The organism is Pseudidiomarina terrestris (assembly GCF_030466375.1).
In the GTDB taxonomy this organism is placed as follows: domain Bacteria; phylum Pseudomonadota; class Gammaproteobacteria; order Enterobacterales; family Alteromonadaceae; genus Pseudidiomarina; species Pseudidiomarina terrestris.
In genome coordinates this window covers 698799-723756 of the sequence record NZ_JAGGJE010000001.1, presented here as the reverse complement: position 1 = coordinate 723756, position 24958 = coordinate 698799, and the positions used below count along the sequence as shown (strand labels likewise).

Below are 24958 nucleotides of genomic sequence, written 5' to 3'. Positions count from 1 at the left end.
TACATTCAACCACAGCAGAGCGACGATGGATAGTAATAAAATTAAAAAGGAATTAGCCCAGCGAGGATATGATTTTTCAATGCTTGCTAAAGCTCTTGGGAAAAGCCCTTCGCTGATTTCAAAGGTGGCTTCGCGCAAGGCCCGGTCACAATCTGTGGCTGCGGCACTCGCTAAAGCGCTGGACCGACCGATAGAAGAAGTGTTCCCAGATGTCGAGAGTTATCACGGCGCTGTGGTGACCAGCAAAGAAGACCGCGAACAAAAAGAGCGCGAACTGGTCGCGCTCTTAAATGACAAAAATTAGTCAAGCCAAGGGAAAGACGAGTTAACTATACTCGACTTTCACCACTTCGTATTCGACTTCACCGTTTGGCGTATTGACGCGTGCCACATCATCGATTTGTTTGCCGATGAGCGCACGGGAAATTGGCGAGTTCACTGAAATCAGATTTTGTTTGATATCAGCTTCATCGTCACCCACGATACGGTAGGTCACTTCTTTTTCAGTAACTGTATTGTACAGGGTGACTGTCGCGCCAAAAATCACTTTGCCCTGATTCGGGACCTTGGTGACATCAATGATCTGTGCATTGGATAGCTTGGCTTCAATTTCCTGAATACGACCTTCACAAAAGCCCTGTTGTTCACGGGCGGCGTGATATTCCGCATTCTCTTTCAAATCGCCGTGCTCACGGGCATCAGAGATCGCCTGAATAATCCGCGGTCGGTCTTCAGTCTTTAAACGTTTCAATTCCTCCCGCAGCATCTCGGCGCCGCGGGTCGTCATTGGAATCTGACTCATGCTGTTTCAACCCTTTTATGTAATGACTGCAGTGAGTTTACCCGTGCCCGGTCATCTGCAGTATTTGCTTTAACTGTCGCAAATGCTGCATTCAAAGTGGTGGTATAAATCACTTTATTCAAGAGCGCTTCGCGGCGAATATAGACCGAGTCTTCAATTGCCTGGCGCCCTTCAACGGTATTGATAATGTAACTGTACTCGCCGTTTTTAATTGCATCAACAATATTTGGACGGCCTTCCTGCAATTTATTCACCACCGAGCAGGAGATGCCCTCGCCGCTAAGCAGTTTCGCAGTACCGCGCGTTGCTTCCAGAGAAAAACCAAGTGCAATCAAACCGCGGGCAAGGTCAAACAACCGCGCTTTGTCACCATCCCGGACCGATAACAAGGCCTTGCCGGCTTTTGCCAGCGCTTCGCCTGCGCCCAGGTTAGCTTTTGCATAGGCCTCTTCGAAGCTTTCACCTACGCCCATAACTTCGCCTGTGGAGCGCATTTCCGGGCCACGAATGGGGTCAACGCCCTGGAACTTAGCAAACGGAATCACGACTTCTTTCACCGAGTAATAGGGCGGAATAACTTCCTTGTCGTACCCTTGTTGCTTCAGGGTCTGACCCACCATCACCCGCGCCGCAATTTTTGCTAACGGAACACCGGTGGCTTTCGAAACAAAGGGTACGGTACGGGCTGCACGCGGATTCACCTCAATCAGGTAGATCTCGTCTTCTTTCACCGCGAACTGAGCATTCATTAACCCCTGTACGTTAAGTTCAAATGCCAGCTTGCGCATCTGCTCACGCAGCTCGTCCTGAATTTTGTCGCTTAACGAGTACGGTGGTAACGAACAGGCCGAGTCACCTGAGTGGACCCCCGCTTGTTCAATGTGTTGCATAATGCCGCCGATAAACACGTCCTGACCATCACAGATGGCATCGACATCCACTTCAATTGCGTTATCGAGGAAACGATCCAGCAACACCGGGGCCGAATTGGATACCTTCACCGCATCCGTCAGATAGCGGTGCAAGTCAGTCTCATCGTAAACGATTTCCATCGCCCGGCCACCAAGCACGTAGCTTGGCCGTACCACCAGCGGATAGCCAATGCGCTCTGCTTCGCGCAGAGCTTCATCGACCTTGGTCACGGTCGCGTTCTCAGGTTGCTTGAGACCTAAGCGGCGTACCGCGCTCTGGAAACGCTCGCGGTCTTCGGCGCGGTCGATGGCATCTGGCGAGGTGCCGATCACGGGCACACCATTGGCTTCCAGCTCACGCGCAAGTTTCAATGGCGTCTGGCCACCGTATTGCACAATCACGCCTTTAGGTTGCTCGACGCGAACAATTTCCAGCACGTCTTCCAGAGTAATAGGCTCAAAGTACAACCGATCAGAAGTGTCGTAATCCGTTGAAACCGTCTCCGGGTTACAGTTCACCATGATGGTTTCATAGCCGTCTTCACGCAACGCTAAGGCAGCGTGTACACAGCAGTAATCAAACTCAATGCCCTGCCCGATACGGTTGGGTCCACCACCGATCACCATGATTTTGTCACGGTCGGTCGGCGCCGCTTCGCACTCTTCGTCATAGGTCGAGTACATGTAGGCGGTATCCGAGGCAAACTCGGCGGCACAGGTATCCACACGTTTATAGACAGGCACGACGCCTAACTCATGGCGGCGACGGCGAATTTCTGTCTCAGCAACGTCAAGAATCTGTGCGATACGGGCATCAGCAAAACCTTTGCGTTTAAGTACCCGCAGCACACGCTCATCAAGACCTGTCATACCCAGTTTTTGAATCTCTGCTTCCAGCAGCACGATCTCTTCAATCTGGATCAGATACCATTCGTCGATGCGGGTCAGCTCGAACACTTCGCGCACGGTCATACCGATGCGGAATGCATCAGCAATGTAGAAAATTCGTTCCGCGCCCGGCTCTTTAAGCTCCCGGATAACTTTGCCACGTGCTTCTGCATCATTAGGGTCGACCATAGGGTCAAAGCCGGTTGCACCGATCTCCAGACCACGCAGTGCCTTTTGCAAGGACTCCTGCTGATTACGGCCAATGGCCATCACCTCACCGACAGATTTCATCTGGGTGGTTAAGCGGTCATTACAGCCAGCAAACTTCTCGAAATTAAAGCGTGGAATTTTGGTAACGACATAGTCTAATGCTGGCTCAAAAGATGCAGGGGTGACGCCGCCGGTGATCTCGTTTTCGAGTTCATCCAGGGTATAGCCTACGGCTAATTTTGCAGCCACTTTGGCAATTGGGAATCCGGTTGCCTTTGAGGCTAGAGCAGAAGAGCGAGACACCCGTGGGTTCATCTCAATGACGACCATGCGACCCGTATCAGGATCAATACCAAACTGCACGTTTGAACCGCCGGTTTCGACACCAATCTCACGCAATACGGCCATCGCCGCGTTCCGCATGATTTGATACTCTTTGTCGGTCAGTGTTTGCGCCGGTGCCACAGTAATCGAGTCACCGGTATGGATACCCATCGCGTCAAAGTTTTCAATGGCACAGACAATAATGCAGTTATCTGCTTTATCGCGCACCACTTCCATTTCAAACTCTTTCCAGCCGATTAACGACTCATCAATAAGCAATTCTTTGGTGGGCGACAAATCCAGGCCGCGCCGGCAGATCTCTTCGAATTCTTCACGGTTATAGGCAATACCGCCACCGCTGCCGCCCATAGTGAATGACGGGCGAATAATACAGGGAAAGCCTAAGCGACCGAGAATATCGAAAGCTTCGTCGAGGTTATGAGCAACCTCAGCGTTTGGCGTTTCCAGTCCAATCGCTTTCATCGCTTTATCAAAGCGATCACGGTCTTCAGCTTTATCAATGGCATCCGCATTGGCGCCGATCATTTCCACCTTGTACTTTTCCAGTACACCGTGTTTATCCAGTTCCAGCGCACAGTTGAGTGCCGTCTGGCCACCCATGGTGGGTAGCACCGCATCCGGGCGTTCAACTTCAATGATCTTCGCCACGACTTCCCAGTGAATCGGCTCGATGTAAGTCACATCGGCCATGTCCGGATCAGTCATGATGGTGGCAGGGTTGGAGTTCACCAAGATAACCTTGTAACCCTCTTCACGCAGGGCTTTACAAGCTTGGGCTCCGGAATAGTCAAACTCACAGGCCTGGCCAATAACAATGGGGCCAGCGCCAAGAATGAGGATGCTTTTTATGTCGGTACGTTTTGGCATAAGTCGGTTCGTCCTCCGTTCAGGCAGCGCTTACTGCGCGCGCTGGCTCATCAGGTCAATAAAGTGATCAAACAAAGGTGCAGCATCGTGCGGTCCGGGGCTGGCTTCAGGATGTCCCTGGAAGCTGAACGCCGGTGCATCAGTGCGATGAATCCCCTGTAAAGTTCCGTCAAAAAGGGACTTATGCGTCACTTTAAGATTCTCCGGGAAGTTTGTCTCTGAGACCGCAAAGCCATGGTTCTGACTGGTAATCATCACCCGGTTGTTCGCTAGGTCCTGAACCGGATGGTTGGCACCGTGGTGGCCAAACTTCATTTTCTCGGTTTTCGCACCACTGGCCAGCGCCAGCAACTGATGCCCAAGACAAATACCAAACAACGGCATTTTTGCTTCAATCAGTTCACGAATTGCCTTGATGGCGTAATCGCAAGGCTCAGGGTCACCCGGTCCGTTGGATAAAAACACACCGTCAGGTTTCATTGCCAGTACGTCGCTCGCTGGCATTTCTGCTGGGACCAGTGTCACCTTGCAGCCGCGATCAGCTAGCATCCGCAGGATATTGCGCTTACAACCATAATCATAGGCGACCACATGAAACTTGTGATCTTCGAGCTCACTAAAGCCCTTGCCTAATTGCCAGCTTTTGCTGGTCCACTCATGCGGCGCGCGGATCGTCACTTCCTTCGCCAAATCCATGCCCTGCAAGCCCGGGAAGCCTCGTGCGAGCTCCAAGGCGTGGTCAACGTCTAACTCACCATCAACATTACCGGCCATAATACAGCCGTTCTGAGCGCCTTTTTCGCGCAACAGTCGGGTCAGTTTACGGGTATCAATGTCGGCAATCCCCACCACATTTCGCTGCCGCAAGTAGTCACCTAAAGATTGTTCCAGGCGAAAATTACTGGCTTTGAGGGATAAATCACGGATGACCAGGCCTTTGGCCCAAACACGGTTGGATTCTTCGTCTTCGTGGGTGGTGCCGTAATTGCCAATATGGGGATAAGTAAGAGTTACGATTTGTTCAGCATAGGAGGGATCGGTGAGAATTTCTTGGTAGCCGGTCATTGCGGTATTAAAAACAACTTCGCCGACCGCCGTGCCACCAGCACCGATTGCAGTGCCGTGAAAAACAGTTCCATCCGCAAGCACCAAAATGGCTTTGCTCGCTGAATGGCTCGCTAGAATACTCAAGGTTAACCTCCGTACATAAAAAAACGGGTGAATCATAAAATGACTTCCCCGTTGATTACCTTGCACCAGCTAAAAAGTGCGCGTTTTCAGCTCACCAACTTTACGTTGGCAAATTGAGTCTATTTTAAAGAAAAGCCGCCCTTAAGTCTAGTTAAATTTCGTGCAACAGCCGTTGTAGTAACGCCTTGGTGTCGAGCATATCGCGCATTTTATAACGGCCCGCAGGTTGCCCCGCCAGCCATTGCGCTGCCTGCACCGCGCCACGGGCAAACACCTGGCGATCGCGGATCCTGTGGGTCAGCTCAATACGCTCTCCGGTCTGGGCAAGATAAACGCTATGTTCGCCGACAATATCTGCCGCACGCAGCACGGCAAAACCGATACTTCCCGCCTGACGGGGGCCATCGCCACGAATTCCTGCGGTGCTTTGCGCCAGAGTGGTGCCGCGTCCGGTTGCTGCCGCTTCGCCTAACACCAGGGCGGTACCAGAGGGCGCGTCACGCTTCGCCGCGTGGTGCGCTTCAAGAATTTCGATATCTGCGTCAGCAAATCCGGCACTAGCCAAAGTAACGAGTTGTTCCATCAGCGCGATACCAACACTGGTATTGGCCGCGTAAAGCACGGGCAGCGACTGCGACGCCTGTGCCAGCGTATCCTGATCGGCGTCCGCCAACCCCGTCGTACAAACGACTATTGGCGCCCCCAAGTGCTGCGCCAGAGCAAGATTATGCGATAACGCCTGTGGTAGGCTAAAATCAATCATCACATCGACGCTACCGGGCTCTAATTCACGGCCCGAACTGTAGTGCCTGCCGGCAAGTCGCGGATCGTCCGGCGCCTGGCCCAGCTGGCTGGACTGTTCACTGACAATGGCAGCAGCGCACTCATGCCCCTGCGCTATCAACTCTTGCAGGACTGCCTGTCCCATGCGCCCACTGGCGCCAATTACCGCTACCTTCATGATTGCTCCTGTGGCCTCCCGACAAGCTCTTCACCAGCGCCATTATCTTCGCGTCCAAGCACGACTGCAACTGCCATATCACCAGTGACATTGGTCGCTGTGCGAGCCATATCAATAATGCGATCGATAGCAGCGATAAAGGCAATGCCCTCCAGCGGTAAGCCTACCACATTCAGGGTGACTGTCAGCATCACCAGGGCGGTGCCAGGCACACCCGCGGTGCCGATTGAGGCCAGGGTTGCGGTACCCGTGATCAGTAAGTAATCCATCCACTCCAGCGGCACGCCGTAAAGTTGCGCAATAAAAATTGCGGCAATCGCCGGATAAATACCGCCACAGCCGTCCATATTAATGGTGGCACCTAATGGCAACACGAAGCTGGCATAGGACTTTTTCACCCGCAGGCGTTCGGTAATGGCCTGATGGGCTGCGGGAATCGTACCAAAGCTGCTACAGGTGGTGTAAGCGACTAGCTGAGCTGAAAACACCGACTTGAAGAAAAACCAGGGTGACATCCCGGCAAGCCGCACCATGGAGCCGTAAACAAAGACAATATGAATAAAGCAGGCGAGATAAATCGCACCGACAAAAGCCGCCAGCGGTGCCAGACTACTCAAGCCATAACTGCCGACCACCCAGGCCATCAGACCGAGTACGCCAAAGGGCGTCAATTCAAGCACCATCTTGGTAATACGGTACATCACCTGAGCACCGGATTTTAACACGTTACCCAGTGCCTGAGCCGGCTGCCCTACCTGGCGGATAGCAATACCCACGAGGGCTGCAAACACCACGATCTGCAAAATTTTACCTTCGCTGAGCGCAGCAAAGGGATTGCTCGGGATCATGTTCAGAAACACCGCGATAGGCCCAGGAACGTCTTTCTCCTGATAATCTGGCGAAGCCACCAGATTTTGTGTCGGTGACACATCCAGTAAACTACCGACGGCAAGGCCGATGACACTGGCAAGGACAGCCGTCAGCAAGAACAGACCTACGGTTTTTGCACCTATTTTTCCCAGCCCTTCGTCTTCGCCAAACTGCAAAATAGCATTCACGATGGCACAGAAAATCAGTGGCGCCACCAGCATTTTTAAGGCTTGAATAAACAGATCACCTAAGGGCTTCAGGGCTACAGCAAAGTCCGGCACCAAAAGTCCCGCGGCCACACCAAGCACAAAAGCACCCAGCACCCGTTGCCAGAACGGAATTGCAAACCAGGTTTTGAGCATAGATCCTCACATCGCTCGTCAAAAAGAATCTATTGTACGGGGGATGTCTGGAATGGGATTAGAACGATTGGTTATTCGTTATTCGTTAATGGTGCGGCCGCGTGGTGCGGCCGCTGGGTACTAAAAGTTCGGGTCTAAGATTTAAGGTTTACGACAGCTTGGCTGCGGCGCCTGACGGTAGGTGCTCATGGCATCAACGGCAAGCGCTTCAAGCTTTTCAATGCGCGTTTGCGGTGACGGGTGAGTCGATAGGAATTCAGGCGGGTTCGGGCCGGCCTGTTGGGCCATGTTCCGCCACAACTCAGCGGCTTCTCGAGGGTCGTAACCGGCAGCAGCCATATAACCTAAACCGAGCTCATCAGATTCACTTTCATGAATCCGCGAATACGGCAGGATGTAACCCAGTTGCACACCTACGCCGAGGGCGCCCATGACCAGCGCAGCTGTATCGCTGTCCATTTCCTGTCCGACCAGAATGCCGCCTAACTGCAGGCCAAGACCTGCAGCAAACTGATTCGACATACGCTCATTACTGTGTTGCGCGATAACGTGGCCTATTTCATGGCCTATCACAGCGGCCAGTTGTGCGGCATTTTCAGCCACCTCTATCAGGCCAGTGTAAACACCTATTTTGCCGCCTGGCAGCGCAAAGGCATTCACCGCTTCGCTTTCAAACACAGTGACTTCCCACTGCTGCTGCGCCCACTGCTCTGGAAGCACAGCAATGAGATCGTCAGAGATACACTGCACATAACTATTCAGGGCAGGATCCCTGGAGATTTTTTCTTCCTGCTTCAGAGCATTATAACTTTGCGCACCTAACTGAGCGATTTCATCGCTACTGAACAACTGCAACTGAGATCGTCCCGTGGGGGATTGCGTGCAAGCCACCAGGCCGGTTAAGCCCAGGGCCAGAAGTCCATATTTTAGTGTGCGCATCGCCTACCTCCGATTGAGTTCCAAAGAAGAATTAACCGCGAAGATCGTCGAAGAAACGTTTCACACCATCAAAAAAGCCTTTTTCTTTCGGCCGATAGTGCGCTGCCTCATCGCCTGTACCCATGGATTCGTCCAACTGACGCAACAGATCCCGTTGTTCGTCCGACAGATTCACTGGTGTTTCGATAACAACCTTACAAATTAGGTCGCCAACGGCACCGGTTCGCACCGAGCGGACGCCTTTTCCACGCAGCCGGAACAGCTTACCTGTTTGCGTCTCCGCTGGGATTTTCAACTTAACCTTACCTTCCAGCGTCGGTACCTGAATATCACCGCCTAAAGCTGCATGGGTAAAGCTTAAAGGTACTTCACAATAGAGATTATTGCCATCGCGTTTAAAAATTGGGTGTTCACGCACATGCACCTGCACGTACAGATCGCCAGCAGGGGCGCCCATTTCACCCGCTTCCCCTTCGCCGTTCAGGCGAATACGGTCGCCGGTATCAACGCCAGCAGGGATTTTCACATTCAGTGTTTTAGTACGCTCAACCCGACCTTCACCGTGACAGGTCCGGCAAGGATCCTTAATGACTTTACCGCGGCCCCGACAATGTGGGCAGGGTTGTTGTACGGCAAAGAAGCCCTGCCGCATTTGAATATGACCACTGCCGTGACAGTGTGAACAGGTTTCAGCGCTGGAGCCTTCACGAGCGCCCGAGCCATCACAGTCCTCACATTCGGCCAGCTTAGGAATTTTTAAATCGACTTCTTTACCGCGAACAGCTTCCTCTAAGGAAAGTTCGAGGTTATAGCGCAGATCTGAGCCTCGCGCTGCCTGCGCACGACCGCGACGGCCACCGCCGCCACCAAAAATATCACCGAACACATCACCAAAAATATCGGCAAAATCCGCAGCGCCGGCTCCGCCGCCACCGCCAAAGCCGCCCTGGCCTTGCTCAAATGCGGCATGACCATACTGGTCATAGGCTGCTCGCTTTTGCGGATCCATCAGCACTTCATACGCTGTTTTGACTTCCTTGAACTTCAGTTCAAGGTCTTTATCACCCTTGGTACGATCCGGGTGATACTTCATCGCCATGCGCTTGTAGGCTTTCTTGATGTCGCGTTCGCTGGCATCTCTGCTTACGCCCAGCACTTCATACAAATCTGGTTTCGCCATAATATTGCGTCTTCCACTTTCCTATTTAGCTTTGTCCTGACACAAACACACGGAGGCCACCTGCTGGCAACCCCCGTGCGTTGTTATCACAGACACCCGGTGGGCGTATGATTACTTTTTCTCGTCGTCTTTGACTTCTTCAAACTCAGCATCGACGACATCATCGTCTTGCTTCGCTTGCTGACCACCGGCTTCAGCTCCAGCGTCCTGCTGCTGCGCTTTTTGCTGTGCTGCTTCCATGAGCTTGCCAGAGGCTTCCACCAGCGCTTGCTGCTTGGCTTCGATCTGTTCTTTCTCATTGCTTTTCACAGCTGCTTCGAGGTCAGTAATAGCCGCTTCAATCTTCTCTTTTTCAGCGCTATCCAAATCATCGCCAACTTCATCAAGTTGCTTACGAGTGGCATGCACAAGAGCGTCAGCCTGGTTGCGAACCTGAACCATTTCCTCAAACTTGCGATCTTCTTCGGCATGGGCTTCAGCGTCGCGTACCATTTTCTCGACTTCATCATCGCTCAGACCAGACGAAGCTTTGATGGTGATTTTCTGCTCTTTGCCAGTGTCTTTATCTTTCGCAGACACGTGCAGGATACCATCTGCATCGAGGTCAAAGGTGACTTCAATCTGAGGCACGCCACGTGGCGCCGGACGAATTCCTTCCAGGTTAAACTGACCCAGCGACTTGTTGTCAGCCCCACGCTTACGCTCACCCTGCAACACATGCACGGTAACGGCAGACTGGTTGTCGTCAGCGGTCGAGAAGGTCTGCGATTGCTTCGTCGGAATCGTGGTGTTCTTCTCAATCAACTTGGTCATCACGCCGCCCATGGTTTCAATACCCAGCGACAGTGGTGTTACGTCCAGTAGCAAGACGTCTTTAACGTCACCCTGCAAAACACCAGCCTGAACTGCAGCACCTACAGCAACGGCTTCGTCAGGGTTCACGTCACGACGTGGCTCTTTACCGAAGAAATCAGTGACTGCCTGCAGCACCTTCGGCATCCGTGTCTGGCCACCCACGACGATGATGTCCTGGATATCGCTGACAGACAGATCCGCATCAGCAAGAGCTTGCTTGACCGGCTCCATTGAGCGGGTAATCAAGTCTTCTACCAGAGATTCCAGTTTCGCGCGGGTCACTTTGATTGCCAGGTGCTTAGGACCGGTGTTATCGGCCGTAATGTACGGCAGATTAACTTCCGTCTGCTGTGCAGAAGACAACTCAATCTTGGCTTTTTCAGCAGCTTCTTTCAGACGCTGCATCGCCAGCGGATCTTTACGCAAGTCGATACCCTGATCTTTATTGAACTGCTCAACCAGATAGTTAATCAAACGGTTATCAAAGTCTTCACCACCTAAGTGAGTATCACCGTTGGTCGCTAGCACCTCAAAGGTATGCTCGCCTTCAACTTCATCAATTTCGATAATTGAGATATCAAAGGTACCGCCACCTAAGTCATAAACAGCAATGGTGTTGTCGCCTTTTTTCTTGTCCAGGCCATACGCCAGCGCGGCTGCGGTAGGTTCGTTAATGATACGCTTCACTTCAAGACCCGCAATACGGCCGGCGTCTTTAGTTGCCTGACGTTGCGCATCGTTAAAGTAAGCAGGTACAGTGATTACCGCTTCAGTGACTTTCTCACCGAGGTAATCTTCCGCAGTTTTCTTCATTTTCTTCAGAATTTCTGCCGAGATTTGCGGTGGCGCCTTTTTCTCGTCGTTAATTTCGACCCAGGCATCGCCATTCTCAGCTTCAATAATTTTGTACGGCATGATGCCGATATCACGCTGAACTTCTTCGTCTTTAAAGCGACGACCGATCAAGCGCTTAATCGCAAACAAGGTTTTATTCGGGTTGGTCACTGCCTGGCGTTTTGCCGGCTGACCCACCAGGGTTTCACCGTCGTCAGTAAAGGCTACGACCGAAGGGGTCGTGCGATCGCCCTCTGCGTTTTCAATCACGCGCGGCTTGTCGCCGTCGAGTACTGCTACGCAAGAGTTTGTAGTACCTAAATCGATTCCAATAATTCTGCCCATGTTTGTCTCCAACTCCAACTTTCAAAACTAATTCGTTATTCCAGATATGGGGCGGTCATGATTCATTTTCAATAGCCGCCGACTGGAAATCCCTTTGCAATGACTGATAAATGGGGCTGAGATTGAAGATTACAAGCGAATTAGACAATTTATTTCAGCCGCTCGCTTGAGCTCTTTGGATAAGACGACAATCCAGCCGTAATCATCAGTAAAATCTTTAACTCACGCCTATTTTGTCGGGGCTGGCCTCGCGCCTGGCCCCGCCACGCGATATCAGTTTTTTACCACCATCACCATCGCTGGTCTTAACAGTCGCCCACTGAGCGTATAGCCCTTTTGCATGACCGCCAAAATGGTGTTGTTTTCTTTGCCTTCAGCAGCCTGCATCGACATTGCCTGATGCAGATCAGGGTTGAAGGTCTCCCCTTCTTCACCCACTGCTTCCACACCAAATTTCTGTAACGTGGTCAGTAAGCTCTTGTGGGTCAGTTCAATACCTTCCAGGAAGTTCGCGTTAATCGTATCTTCGTTAGCCGCTATCGCCAGCGCGCGTTCAAGATTATCAACGGTGGTCAACAGTTCGTTGGCAAACTTCTCTAGTGCAAATTTATGTGCTTTTTCAACATCCATGGCGGCGCGACGGCGCACGTTCTCCATTTCGGCAACAGCGCGAACTGCGCGATCCTTTGACTCTTCAGCACGCTGTTCAGCCTGCGCTAAAGCCAGTTCCAGCTCGGCAATCTGTTCATTTAGCGCAGCAACATCGTCACCCTGCGCCTCACCGGCTTTCTGTTCCGGCTGAGTATCCCCATCCTGTTGGGTCTCAACATCAGCATTTTCAACATCCTGCTGCGTGTCATGTTCGGCGTCTTGCGCTACTTCGTGCTCTTGATTTTCCTTGGCAGAATCGTGTTTTGTCATGTTTCGTTACTCTTCCAATGTGATATAACTAAGCTTGTGCACAGTTATGGGGGCACAGTTTTTCGATTCAAGGCTAATGCATACAAAATTGGAGAAACTTACTATGGCGTCTTCCTCGCAACATGCCTTTCAACGTGTTGCCTTGTTGGGCAAAGTGAATCATGAAGCAACGCGTACCACGCTACTGACTCTGGAGCGGGAATTAACCAATGCCGGAGTAGAGGTCATCATTGAAGAACGCACAGCTAAACAGCTGGGCGAAGATATCAGCAGCCCCACCTTTAGCCTTGACAACCTTGGTGATGAGGCCGATTTAGCCGTGGTCGTCGGTGGTGACGGCAATATGCTCGGCGCGGCCCGGGTACTCTGTGAAAACGATGTTGCAGTGATTGGCGTCAATCGCGGCAATTTAGGCTTCCTGACGGATCTTGATCCCGACCATGTGATGGAGCAATTGCTCGACGTACTGGACGGGAATTTCATTTCTGAACAACGTTTTTTGCTGCAAGCTGAGGTCGTCCGTGACGGCGAGCGTCGCGATGTCGGGCGGGCCATTAATGAAGTAGTGCTGCACTCAGACAAAGTCGCACATATGATTGAGTTTGAAGTCTATGTTGACCATGATTTTGTTTACAGCCAGCGCTCTGACGGCCTCATCATCAGCACTCCGACCGGCTCTACCGCCTACTCACTTTCCGGCGGCGGTCCTATCCTGACCCCAAACCTGAACGCTATATCACTGGTCTCCATGTTCCCCCATACTTTAAGTAGCCGCCCTATCGTGGTGGATGCGGACTGTACCCTGCATCTGCGCCCCGCGCCCGACAACGGTACCCTGCAAATCAGCTGCGATGGGCACCGGCGCATGGAAGTCCTCCCGAAAGATGAGGTCCTGATCCATAAATACCCGCATACATTGCGTTTGATTCACCCTAAAGATCATAGTTATTTCAGGGTGTTAAGAAACAAATTAGGATGGGGTAGCCGACTCTTCTGAAAACCTCCTTGCATTACTGTATGAATACTGTATAAATACTGTATGTAAACACAGTGGTTGATAAGAGAGGTTCCTCATGTTGATGCATCTGCAAGTCCGCAACTTCGCCGTGGTTCGTCAATTAACTGTTGATTTTCAAGCAGGCATGACTGCGATCACCGGCGAAACTGGAGCGGGAAAATCCATTGCACTGGATGCCCTTGGCCTGTGTCTTGGCGACCGCGCCGAAACCGATTCCATCCGTGCCGAGGCTGAAAAAGCTGAGGTTATTGCGAGCTTTCAGGTTCCGCATAAATCTCCGGCTGCAGTCTGGCTTAGTGAAAACGAGCTGATGGATGAAGAAGAGCCCGATCATTGCGTATTACGCCGTCTCATTACTCGCGAAGTACGCTCGAAAGCCTGGATCAACGGTTATCCGGTCAATGTTGCGCAACTCAAGCAGTTGGCACCCTTGCTGGTCAATATTCATGGTCAACATGAACATCAACTGCTGACCCGGCCTGAACATCAACTCGAACTCCTCGACGCCTATGCCCGGCATAGCCATTTGTTAAGTGAGGTCGAATCTGCTTATCAACAATGGTATCAACTTCGCAAACAGCAAAAAGAAGCTCTGCAGAAGCAGGAAGAGCGTCAGTCTCGCGCACAGTTAGTCCGTTATCAGGTCGAAGAACTCGACCAGTTTGCGCTTGCCGAAGGTGAATACACTGAACTTGAGCTACAGCACAAGCGCTTAAGTAACAGCTCCGCCTTGCAAGAAGACAGTCAATTCGCATTAAATGCTCTGTATGAAGGCGAACACAACAACGCTTACAGCCTGGTTCAGACCGCCCTATTACGACTGGAAGAACAGTTGAGCATAGACCCGCAACTCGAACCCGCGGTTAAACTGCTCGGCGAGGCCAGTGTACAAATCGAAGAAGCCGCCCGCGAATTGCGGTTGTATAGCGACGGAATCGAAGTTGATAGTGACCTCCTGGTACAGGTGGAACGCCGCGTCACTCAGGCAGTACAGCTGGCACGCAAACACCAGCTCGATCCAGAACAGCTACCCAAGCTTCATCAGCAGCTCAGCGAGGAATTAGCAGAGCTCGAAGCGGCGGAAGCAAAACTCGCTGATTCCGATGAACAGGTGCAGGCCGCCGCTCAACACTACCGTAAAGTTGCTGCAAAACTGTCCAAGCAACGGCAACGTGCGGCACAAGAACTTGGTGAACAGATCTCAACATCCATGCGCGCGCTGAATATGCCTCATGGTCGATTTGTGATCGCCGTAGATCATCAGGAACAAGCTCCGGCAACACGCCTTGGCACTGACTCTGTGGTCTTTCAGGTTACCACCAACCCAGGCCAGCCCTTACAAGCGCTGGCGAAAGTTGCCTCTGGCGGTGAGCTGTCCCGTATAAGTCTCGCCATCCAGGTGATTACGGCAGCACAGTTAACCACTCCCACGCTGATGTTTGATGAGGTTGATGTAGGAGTCAGTGGCGCGACGGCTGCCACTGTCGGTAAGTTGTTACGACAGTTGGGGCAAAATAATCAAGTCATCTGTGTGACCCATTTGCCGCAAGTAGCCGCTAAGGCGCATCAACAGTTGCGGGTCGACAAGACCACCGACGGCGAAAGTACAGAAACCCAGATGACCGCACTCGACCATGATCATCGTGTGATCGAGCTCGCCCGTTTACTTGGCGGTGACACAATCACGGCCACCACAAAAGCCAATGCCGCGGAATTACTCGCTACTGGCTCTTAGTTTTAGGGAACATTCGCACAAGATTGCGGTCAATCTTGTGCGCAAGGCTAGTTATTCATGATAGCTTTGTTTATCATCCTTATTAATGAGCTCCTCAAACAAGAAGTAAAACGTATTTTATGAAAAAACTTATGCTAATCGGCATGGTGATCGCGTTAAGTGGTTGCTCCGTATTTGAGAAACTGGTGTATCGGATTGATGTACCACAAGGAAATTATCTTGAGCAGCGCGACGTTAACCAGCTCCGCGTTGGCATGACTAAAGAACAGGTTGCTTACGTGCTGGGTGTGCCGGTTGCAGAAAACGTTTTCGCCAATGACACCTGGTACTACGTTTTTAATATGGAAGCAGGCAAAGGCAGTGATTATCGCCGTAGCGTGACACTGACCTTCGAAGACGGCAAACTCGCCACCTACGAAGGTGATTTTGACCGGCCAGAGAATTTCGACACGCCGCTGGATCAATAAACAGGCCGTTGCCAGCGCACCTCCGCAGCTAGATAAAAATTCGGGGAGTGTATGAAGCCGAGCAACAGCCTCGACCATTTTACCGATATTATTCAAAGCCCAACAGATCATCGCGACTATGCGATGGTCGTGTTGCCTAATGGTTTGCGCTGCGCCTTGGTGCACGATGCCCAGTCGGAACAAAGCACCGCAGCTTTAGCCGTCGCAGCCGGTCACTTTCACGACCCGATAAACCGGCAGGGACTTGCGCATTTTCTCGAGCATATGCTATTTCTGGGAACCGATGGTTATCCTGAACCAACGGCTTACCACGATTTTATCCATCAACATGGCGGCCATCATAACGCCTGGACCGGCACTGAGTTCAGCAGTTATTACTTCACCTGCGACGCGCAGGCATTTAGCTCTGCACTAGACCGCTTTTCCCGTTTCTTTTACCAACCCAAGTTTAATCGTGAATGGGTCGCCAAGGAAATTCAATCCATTGAGGCTGAGTTTAAGCTCAAACAAAAGGATGAATTGCGCCGGCTTTATCAGGTCCATAAAACCACCGCCAATCCGGCGCATCCGTTTCATAAGTTTTCTGTTGGCAATCTCGCAACACTTACAGATGCCGGCGATACCACATCCCTGGAATGCGAACTAAAAGCCTTTTTTGAGCGCTGGTATCGCGCCAATCGGATGACATTAGTACTGGCCGGCCCGCAGTCGCTGACCGAGCTGGAGTCTCTGGCAACGGACTACTTTCAGCCAGTGCCCGGTGGTGGCGAAGAAATTACAGCGCAGACCGAGCCGCTTTACCTGCCTGAACAACTTGGTATTCAACTCAATGTACGGCCATTGAAAGACGCCCGCCGTCTCATTCTTGCCTTCGCATTACCCGGCATCGATGACGATTACCCCCACAAGTCGACCAGCTTTATCGCTCATTTGTTGGGGTATGAAGGCCCCGGTAGCCTATTTGCCGAACTACACCGGCGCCACCTGATTAACAGCTTGTCTGCGGGCGGTGGTATCAGCGGTAGTAATTTCAAAGACTTTAACATCAACATGCAATTGACAGACGAGGGGCTCGAAGCCACTGACGTCATTATTGAACAGGTTTTTGCCACCCTGCGCCTAATTGAACAACAGGGACTCGAAGAGTGGCGATATAACGAACGCCAAACCGTGATCGCCAATGCATTTCGTTTTCAGGAGCCGGCGCGTACTTCCGATCTGGCGCCGCAGCTGGCAATTAACATGCACCATTATCGCCCGCATGACCTCATTTTTGGCGACTACCGGATGACCGGCCTGAATCATTCCAGGATTCGCCAGTTGCTCGCTGCGATGACGCCCGACAACATGCGCGCCACGCTGATTCATAAACAGGTTGAGGTGAGCGCTCACGAACCTATTTATGGTACCGATTACCAACTCAGCCCGCTTACCGAGGCGCAACTTCAGCGTTGGTCAGCACCATGTAAACCCTGGGGAGCATTACCGCCCGAAAACCCTTATTTACAACCCCTTGAAGCGCCGCTGGAACTGCGTGAGCCGATTGCATCAACACCGCAACAGCATCAGGTTGCAAGGGGGCTGACCCTTTGGCATCTGCAGGACCCAGATTTTCGTGCGCCAAAAGCGCACATTTATTGCCAGTTTATATTGCCCGAAGCAACCCGCTCCGCTCGCCACTATGCCTGCGCACGACTTTGGTGTGAGCTGATGATCGACCGTCTGAATGAAGATTGCTACGATGCTGAGATTGCCGGACTGCATTTTAATATCTACCCGCAACACTACGGTATTACCCTGCATGTGAGTGGTTACTCTGTTGGCATCGCTGAATTGACGGAGCGGATTCTGGCACGTTTTCAGATGCCCCAATTTGCTGAAACCCGCTGGCATGATATGCACCAGAAGCTAAAAGCGAATTGGCAGTCTGCACTCTCCAACAAGCCTCTTAATCTGCTCTTTGCACGACTTAATGTGCTGTTACAGCCACATATGTACGCACTTAGTGATCTGGCGGCAGCGCTGGCTGAAGTTGATTACGAGCAATTCAAAACCTGGCAGGCCCAACTTTTTGCGCAAACAGAGATAAAAATGCTGGCCCATGGCGACCTCGATCTTGAGCGTCTTGCACCGGTTCTAGACGGCGCTCAGCATTACTTCAAGCTTAGCGAAGGCCTGCAGGCGCAGGTTCCGCCAACCCATACGATGGCGAGTATAAAAACGTCCGGTAAACTCGCTGAACGCGGTAAGCTCACGACCCGCCACAGTGATCACGCTGCCTTGTTGGTGATTCAGGGCCAGTCCATGGACGTTACCGAGCAGGCGACCCTGCTGCTACTCAATCAGTTGATTCAGCCTCATTTATTTAACGAGCTGCGCACCCATCAGCAATTAGGCTACGTAGTTGGCAGTACCTTCATGCCCATCGAGCAACGACCACATCTGTTGTTATACGTGCAAAGTAGTGACTATTCGGCGCCGACCTTAGTTGACCGACTCACAGAGTTTGTAACACTTTTTACCGAACAGCTGGAGCAGCTCGGCAATGCCGATTTAGATAAAATCCGCGGGTTCCTGGTCCAGAAACTGCGTGAGCCAGACACCAATTTGCGCCTCCGCAGTCAGCGCCTCTGGACCTGCGTTTCGCAGTACAATGTGGCGTTCGATCGTCTCGATCAGATTGCGCAATTGCTTGAAAGTAAGCCGACTTCGTTTTTCCTGGAGAAAATGCGGCAACAATTATCCGCAAAACAGAGCCATGGCTTTATTACAGCGACTCCTAAAGAGCTTTGACAGCGGCGCGTTTATTGTTTAACTTGACGGATATATAACAAAAATAAGAGTTGTGCCCGAACGCAACCCAACAACAGGATGACACGTGCGTTTCAATACACAATTGATAAAGTGGTGGTTGACAGGGCTTTTGTTCTTGTCGCTTATCGCTCCGGTAGCTGCGCAAGTAAGTGCAGACGACTGGCGTGTTGAGCTGATCACGCTTCGTGTTGCAAACAAACCTGTTAATGCTAACGAGCTCGATGAACGTAACCGCGCTCAGCTCTACAGCGCCGAAAACCTGTACCTGCCCAGACTCGACCAGCCCCTGACCATCGAGTTTGGCGCGCCTTATGCGCCAGCCGCGCAAAAACTTTACTATCGTTACAAACTCGATGGATTCGATAAAGAGTGGATTTACACCGATGCCGATTACCGGCGGGCAACCTATACCAACCTCGGATTTGGCGCTTATACTTTTATGGTGCAGGCCTCCCCTAACGGTGAAACCTGGCTCGGCGAGCGAACCCTGGATGTTGCAGTTGCAAGTCCCGTCTGGCTCTCACCCTGGGCAATTGCTATTTACGTTGCCCTATTGCTGGGGCTGCTGCTTGCCTTTGGAACCATTCTCGGCGCAAGGCGACAAGCCATTCACTTACTACGCGACAGTGAAGAGCGTCTTAAGCTGAGTCTCTGGGGCAGTGGCGACCAGCTTTGGGATTGGCAGATCGCAGCCAACAAGCTGCACCGCCATAACACCTGGAGACAACTCAAGTGCTTCCCGCAAGATGGCATTCGCGAGGTATTTGAGACCGCCGCATCGAACATCCACGAATCTGATCTACGCAAAGTTCAACGCGCCCTGCGAGACTACCTCGATGGCCGTACCGATCATTATGAGCAAACCTATAGAGTGGCTACCGATAAAGGCTGGATGTGGGTTCTCGACCGCGGCAAGATCGTCGCCTATGACGACCAGCAGCAGCCTGCGCGTATGACCGGTACTTTAAAAGATATCACTCCGCTGGTGACCGCTGAAGAGCGACTAAAAATGCTTGCAGCATCGATTACCAACATCTCCGATGGGGTGTGCATATACGATCATCAGTTCCAGGTCGTCGAAACCAATCAGTCCTTCAGTAAGATTACCGGTTATCGCCGCGACGATATGCTCGGCCATACCCTGAAGCTTAGCCTGTACAGCCCTGATTATCTCAATCAAATCAAGCAAATGGTGCAACAACATGGCACCTGGCACGGTGAAATTGAGGACTTACGCAAAGATGGCACCGTTTATCAGATGGAGCTCACTTTCGACGCTATCTTCGATGACAGTAATGAAATCTCCTATTACGTGGCAACCTTCTCGGATATTACCGATCGCAAGAATGCAGAACGTGAACTACGCCGATTGTCCAACACCGACACCCTGACGGGTCTGCCTAACCGTTCTTATTTTCAGGTGAGTCATTCGAATCTGGTACGCAAACGTATCATGCATGCCCTGTTGCTTTTCGATCTGGATGATTTCAAAAAGATTAATGACTCTCTCGGCCATGAGATTGGCGACCACTTGCTGATGCACGTGGCCGAGCGTGTCGCTGAGGTCGGCCGCCCGCAGGATACGTTCTACCGGTTAGGTGGCGACGAGTTTAATTTAATTCTTGAAGATACTGCTGATGTGCGGATTATCACCTCAACAGCGAAGCGCATCCTTGAATGTCTGGCACAGCCTTTCCATATCAGCGGCCATGACATCGTGGTGAGCAGCTCGATAGGTATTGTGGTTTATCCCAACGATGGCCAGTCGTCACAGGAATTACTGCAAAACGCCGATACCGCCATGTATCACGCGAAAAATCGCGGCGGTAATACCTACCAGTTCTTTAACGAGTCCATGAATAAGAACGCAGTGCGCCGGCTGCAAGTCGAGAATCAGCTACGCCAAGCCCTGCGCAATAATTACTTGCAGGTTCATTACCAGCCGAAAGTGTCACTGCGCACCAACAAATTTGTCGGTCTGGAAGCGCTGGTCCGTCTCGAAATACCGGATAGCGGCGTGATAAGTCCTGCTGAGTTTATTCCGCTCGCCGAAGAAACAGGCCTTATCATCGAAGTTGGTGATCGCGTGTTACGCCAAACCTGTCGCGATATGCGTGAATGGGTTGAGGCCGGCGCCGTGCAGGGCCGGGTGGCAGTAAACCTGTCAGCGAAACAGTTCTTACAGCCTGATCTCGCCAAACATATTATGGGTATCCTGAAAGAAGAAGGCTTAGCTCCTGAGCACCTTGAGTTGGAGATCACCGAGGGCGTGGTGATGGATGATCCGGAACATGCCATAGAAATCATGACCGAACTCAACAATTGCGGCATTCATCTGGCACTGGACGACTTTGGCACAGGGTACTCTTCGCTGGCCTATCTGAAACGTTTCCCTATCCAGACGCTTAAGATTGATAAGGCCTTTATTGACGACATCAATGGTGCAGAACGAGACCGCAACATGGTCGCCTCTATCGTCGCTATGGCGCACAATCTGGGCCTCGATGTCGTCGCAGAGGGCGTCGTGAACCATGAGCAGGCGTCGACACTGAGTACACTGGACTGTGAGTTCGCGCAGGGCTTTTTATTCGCCCAGCCACTACGACGTGAACACTTCCTTGCTCACATCGCAACGACTCTCGCTGGGGCAACCAAAGATTAACGCGGCTGCCAGAATACGTGGTCACGCCCTAAAGCGCGCATTAAGGTAAGACGTTTCTGAGAGATAAACAGTGGCAGTACGATAGGGCCTAACAGTAATCCAGCAACAGCCCAGCGTTTCGCTGCCATAGCATTTTTCAAAGCTTGAACATAAAGTATCAGCGCAGACAACAAACAACACAGCGCGAGTAGCACAATAACCTCCTAAGTTAACCCCTGACGGTGCCCTCATACGAGCACCGCCAACGGCTACAACAACTTAATCTTGATAGAACGTGCGGCCTTCTTCCGCCATTTCAACTAACAATGGCGCCGGCTCGTAACGTTCGCCATGTTGCTTTGCATAAGCGCGCAACTGACCAACGACTTCCGCACAACCGAGACTATCCATGTAGCGGAACGGTCCACCGCGGAATGGTGGAAAACCAATACCGTAAATAGCCCCTATATCGCCGTCACGCGGACTTCTGATGATCTCTTCAGCCAGGCAGTAGACCGCCTCGTTAAGCATCAGGAAGACCGTACGCTGAGCCATTTCTGTTGCTGTCAGCTTGCTATCAGGCTGCACGCCTAACAGAGAGTAAACACTGGTATCAACATCCTTACCCGATGCTTTATCGCCGTAAGCATAAAATCCTTTCTTATTCTTCTTACCCTTGCGATCATCATCCAGCAGCTTCGAGAAGGCATCCGGAGCACGGAATCTGTCGCCAAGCTCATCAGCCATAATCGGCGCGACCTTTGCAGCAACGTCAATCCCCACTTCATCCATCAATTTCATTGGCCCCACCGGGAAGCCGAACTTCACCAGGGCTTTGTCAACGTCATCAATAGGCTCGCCACCTAACACCAGACGAGCAGCCTCGTTCATGTACGGCGCTAGGATACGGTTGACATAGAAACCTGCACCATCTTTCACAACAATCGGCGTTTTGCCCTGTTTCTTCGCCAGCTTAACCGTTGTCGCGATGGTTTCTGCCGAAGTTTTCTCGTGGGTAATAATTTCCGCCAGAGGCATTTTATCAACCGGCGAAAAGTAATGTAAACCAATTACATTCTGCGGACGTTTTGCTTTTGCCGCAATTTGCGTAATGGGCAGACTTGAGGTGTTGGTGGCAAAAATCACATGCTCCGGCGCAACAGACTCAATATCCGCGACCATCTTCTGCTTCAGTTCGAGATCTTCGAACACCGCCTCAATCACCAGATCGACCCGCTCGAAACCACTGTAGTCAAGTGAGCCGCTAAGCCTCAACATGGACTTTTCCAGCTCAGCGCGACGCATATGCTTGCGCTTTACTTTCTTGTTTAACAAGTCGTAGCTGTATTTCAGCGCGTGCGCAATGCCCTGCTCCTCAATGTCCTTAATACGTGCCGGCAGTTCAGCTTTTATCGCTGTTACGTAAGCAATACCGCCGCCCATCAGTCCACCGCCCAGCACACCAATACGGTCGAGTTTGCCGGGTTTGGTATCGCCGGCACCGGTTTCTTTCTTCATTGCCGTTGTGGCAAAGAAAATGCCACGCAGTTGCTTCGACTCGGGCGTCATTGCCAGTTCGCCAAACTGGCGTGCTTCGTACTCCAGGCCTTCGCTAAAGCCGTGTTCTGCACCATAAGCAATGGTATCGATAATTTTATCCAATGCCGGGTAATTCCCCTTACCTTTGGACTGTGCTTGTTCGCGAGCCTTTTTGAAGATCAGCTTACGCCCGGGCGGAGTGCGTTCAAGCGCCTTGTTAAACAGGCTGAGTTTAACTTTCTGCACTTTAGCCTTGCTGTTCAGGGCCTTTTCTACTGCGGCCTCCAGCAAAATACTCGCAGGCACGATTTCGTCAACAATACCCTGCTTCTTCGCTTGTTTTGCTCGCAACTCTTTCCCCTGCAAAATCAGTGGTAACGCTTTTTGCAAACCAATGAGTCGCGGCAGGCGTTGCGTACCGCCGGAGCCGGGTAATAAACCCAGCTTAACTTCCGGCAGCCCCAGCTTAGTTTTATCGCTGTCGGTGCAGATTCGATAATGACATGCCATAGCTAACTCCAGACCACCGCCAAGACAAGCACCATCAATGGCTGCGACGACTGGAACCTTAAGTTGCTCAATGCGATCAAACATTGCCTGCCCCTGCCGCGCCAGACTTTCTGCATCGGCGGCAGTGTCGCAGTCATCAATCATGCTGATATCAGCGCCGGCCACAAAGGAGCCGGGCTTATCACTGATCACCACCACACCTTTGAGAGTGGAGAGCTGCTCGAGTTTTTCCAGTACGTCACTGACCTCATCAGCAAAACTCGCTTTGAGGGTATTCATTGACTCACCGGGCACGTCAATATGAATGACCGCGACGCCGTCGTCACGGGTTTCCAGGCTAAATGCACGTTGCGTATCACTCATTAGTTACTCTCCAAAATCATTGCTGCACCTAAACCACCAGCGGCACATGCCGTGGTCAGAGCGGTTCCGCCACCTCGGCGCTTAAGCTCATTTAAGGTTTGCGTAATCATCCGTGCACCGGTCGCTGCGAACGGGTGACCGTAAGCGATCGAGCCGCCAAGCACATTAAACTTATCCATATCGATCTCGCCGATGGCTTCACTGCGGCCAAGTTTTTCTTCGGCAAACTTCTTACTGCCGAACATTTTGACATTCGCCAGCGTCTGGGCTGCAAAGGCCTCATGCATATCGATTAAGTCAAGATCAGACAGCTTCATGCCAGCACGGTCCAGCGCGATGGGGGTCGAATAAGAAGGTCCCATCAGCATGTCTTTCTCTACTCCGATCGCACTAAAGGCATAGCTCTTAATATAACCCAGCACTTCATAGCCAAGCGCTTTGGCCTTGCTCTCTGTCATCAGCAGTACCGCAGCGGCGCCATCGGTTAACGGTGTGCTGTTGGCGGCCGTAACAGAACCATGTTTGCGATCAAATACAGGTTTGAGTTTGACATAACCGTCCAGCTTGCTGTCACTACGAATGGTATTGTCGCGCTTCAGAAAATCCTTATAGGGTTCAGCATAGGCGGTCATGACTTCATCTTTCAGCTTGTCCGCTTCCCAGGCTTCATGGGCCAGTGAGTGCGAGCGATGTGCTAATGCATCCTGGTCGGCGCGGCTGATATCGTGGCTTTTCGCCATCTGTTCAGCAGTCTCCCCCATGGTGAGACCGGTGCTGTACTCGGCAATCGCCGGCGGCACCGGAGCCAAATCTTTAAAGCGCAAGCGCTTCAGAATCGCGAGGCGCTGGCCCAAGGTCCGCGCCTTGTTCAAATCCACCAGAGCAATCGCAAGCTTGCGGGTAACGCCAATCGGTAACACCGACGAAGAGTCAGCTCCGCCAGCGATACCCACACTGATATTACCGGCCAACATACTCTCGACAATATTCACTGTAGATTGAAAGCTGGTTGCGCAGGCGCGGGAGACGCTATAAGCATCAGTGCTGACAGGTAAACTGGTACCCAGAACGATTTCCCGGGCAATGTTAGGAGCAGACGGCATTTGCACCACCTGGCCGAAAACCAGCTGTTCTACTTCTTTGCCTTCCAGCCCATAACGATTGAGCATTTCCTGGACAACCATTTTGCCAAGATCAAGCGCTGGAATGCCGTGAAAGTAACTCGCTTGCTTGGCAAACGGTGTGCGCAAGCCAGCAACCACAGCAATGCGGTCACCTGTTGCGGTTGTCAATTGCTGACGTGACGTCATGTTCAACTACCTCTGTTCGGTGAATTGGGTCATCTCTAATCTGGTCTGACCTCATAGTTTATTACAAATTTTAGCGGGTT

General features: G+C 51.8%; 18 protein-coding genes. 6 read left to right on the top strand and 12 right to left on the bottom strand.

Translation table 11 applies throughout. The features are described from left to right. Positions 1 to 25: 25 nt before the first annotated feature. A complete protein-coding gene (locus J6J28_RS03365; RefSeq protein WP_301719914.1) occupies positions 26 to 304 on the top strand; it encodes a helix-turn-helix domain-containing protein in 279 nt (92 codons plus the stop codon). A gap of 21 nt (positions 305 to 325) precedes the next feature. Here the strand turns inward: J6J28_RS03365 and greA are convergent, their stop codons facing one another. From greA to grpE, 9 genes are all read right to left on the bottom strand, one after another. Beyond that, entirely contained in the window at positions 326 to 802 is a 477-nt protein-coding gene (gene greA / locus J6J28_RS03360; protein WP_301719913.1) for a transcription elongation factor GreA, read from the bottom strand. Then, positions 799 to 4023: a carbamoyl-phosphate synthase large subunit gene (gene carB / locus J6J28_RS03355; RefSeq protein WP_301719912.1), complete on the bottom strand. Its 3225-nt coding sequence runs from the start codon at positions 4021 to 4023 to the stop codon at positions 799 to 801. Before carB ends, greA begins: the two co-directional genes overlap by 4 nt. Positions 4024 to 4053: 30 nt before the next feature. Continuing rightward, positions 4054 to 5214, bottom strand: coding sequence for a glutamine-hydrolyzing carbamoyl-phosphate synthase small subunit (carA, locus tag J6J28_RS03350; RefSeq protein ID WP_301719911.1), 1161 nt, complete (start codon positions 5212 to 5214; stop codon positions 4054 to 4056). A gap of 151 nt (positions 5215 to 5365) precedes the next feature. Then, positions 5366 to 6175: a 4-hydroxy-tetrahydrodipicolinate reductase gene (dapB, locus tag J6J28_RS03345; RefSeq protein WP_301719910.1), complete on the bottom strand. Its 810-nt coding sequence runs from the start codon at positions 6173 to 6175 to the stop codon at positions 5366 to 5368. Continuing rightward, complete coding sequence (locus J6J28_RS03340) at positions 6172 to 7407, bottom strand: dicarboxylate/amino acid:cation symporter (RefSeq protein WP_301719909.1); 1236 nt, start codon at positions 7405 to 7407, stop codon at positions 6172 to 6174. Before J6J28_RS03340 ends, dapB begins: the two co-directional genes overlap by 4 nt. A gap of 141 nt (positions 7408 to 7548) precedes the next feature. Beyond that, a complete protein-coding gene (locus tag J6J28_RS03335; protein ID WP_301719908.1) occupies positions 7549 to 8346 on the bottom strand; it encodes a M48 family metallopeptidase in 798 nt (265 codons plus the stop codon). A gap of 31 nt (positions 8347 to 8377) precedes the next feature. Further along, entirely contained in the window at positions 8378 to 9526 is a 1149-nt protein-coding gene (gene dnaJ / locus J6J28_RS03330; protein WP_301719907.1) for a molecular chaperone DnaJ, read from the bottom strand. 111 nt (positions 9527 to 9637) lie between these two features. Then, positions 9638 to 11560, bottom strand: coding sequence for a molecular chaperone DnaK (gene dnaK, locus J6J28_RS03325; RefSeq protein WP_301719906.1), 1923 nt, complete (start codon positions 11558 to 11560; stop codon positions 9638 to 9640). A gap of 273 nt (positions 11561 to 11833) precedes the next feature. Then, a complete protein-coding gene (gene grpE / locus J6J28_RS03320; protein ID WP_301719905.1) occupies positions 11834 to 12481 on the bottom strand; it encodes a nucleotide exchange factor GrpE in 648 nt (215 codons plus the stop codon). A 103-nt stretch (positions 12482 to 12584) separates the two neighbouring features. On the opposite strand from grpE, the gene nadK reads away from it, so the two are divergent. The 5 genes from nadK (at position 12585) to J6J28_RS03295 (ending at position 21177) form a co-directional block, all read left to right on the top strand. Next, complete coding sequence (gene nadK, locus J6J28_RS03315) at positions 12585 to 13478, top strand: NAD(+) kinase (RefSeq protein ID WP_301719904.1); 894 nt, start codon at positions 12585 to 12587, stop codon at positions 13476 to 13478. A 76-nt stretch (positions 13479 to 13554) separates the two neighbouring features. After that, on the top strand, positions 13555 to 15234 hold the full coding sequence (gene recN / locus J6J28_RS03310) for a DNA repair protein RecN (RefSeq protein WP_301719903.1): 1680 nt from the start codon (positions 13555 to 13557) through the stop codon (positions 15232 to 15234). A 119-nt stretch (positions 15235 to 15353) separates the two neighbouring features. Continuing rightward, complete coding sequence (gene bamE, locus J6J28_RS03305; protein ID WP_301719902.1) at positions 15354 to 15701, top strand: outer membrane protein assembly factor BamE; 348 nt, start codon at positions 15354 to 15356, stop codon at positions 15699 to 15701. A gap of 51 nt (positions 15702 to 15752) precedes the next feature. Continuing rightward, the gene (locus tag J6J28_RS03300) at positions 15753 to 18494 is read left to right on the top strand and encodes an insulinase family protein (RefSeq protein WP_301719901.1); all 2742 of its coding nucleotides are present in this window, start codon (positions 15753 to 15755) and stop codon (positions 18492 to 18494) included. 85 nt (positions 18495 to 18579) lie between these two features. Next, positions 18580 to 21177, top strand: a complete 2598-nt coding sequence (locus tag J6J28_RS03295; protein WP_301719900.1) for an EAL domain-containing protein — start codon at positions 18580 to 18582, stop codon at positions 21175 to 21177. On the opposite strand, the gene J6J28_RS03290 is transcribed toward J6J28_RS03295, so the two are convergent. From J6J28_RS03290 to fadI, 3 genes are all read right to left on the bottom strand, one after another. Then, on the bottom strand, positions 21174 to 21305 hold the full coding sequence (locus J6J28_RS03290) for a hypothetical protein (protein WP_301719899.1): 132 nt from the start codon (positions 21303 to 21305) through the stop codon (positions 21174 to 21176). The genes J6J28_RS03295 and J6J28_RS03290 overlap by 4 nt on opposite strands. A 130-nt stretch (positions 21306 to 21435) precedes the next feature. Further along, positions 21436 to 23568, bottom strand: a complete 2133-nt coding sequence (gene fadJ, locus J6J28_RS03285; protein ID WP_301719898.1) for a fatty acid oxidation complex subunit alpha FadJ — start codon at positions 23566 to 23568, stop codon at positions 21436 to 21438. After that, a complete protein-coding gene (gene fadI / locus J6J28_RS03280; RefSeq protein ID WP_301719897.1) occupies positions 23568 to 24878 on the bottom strand; it encodes an acetyl-CoA C-acyltransferase FadI in 1311 nt (436 codons plus the stop codon). The genes fadJ and fadI overlap by 1 nt, the downstream gene beginning before the upstream one ends. Positions 24879 to 24958 lie beyond the last annotated feature (80 nt).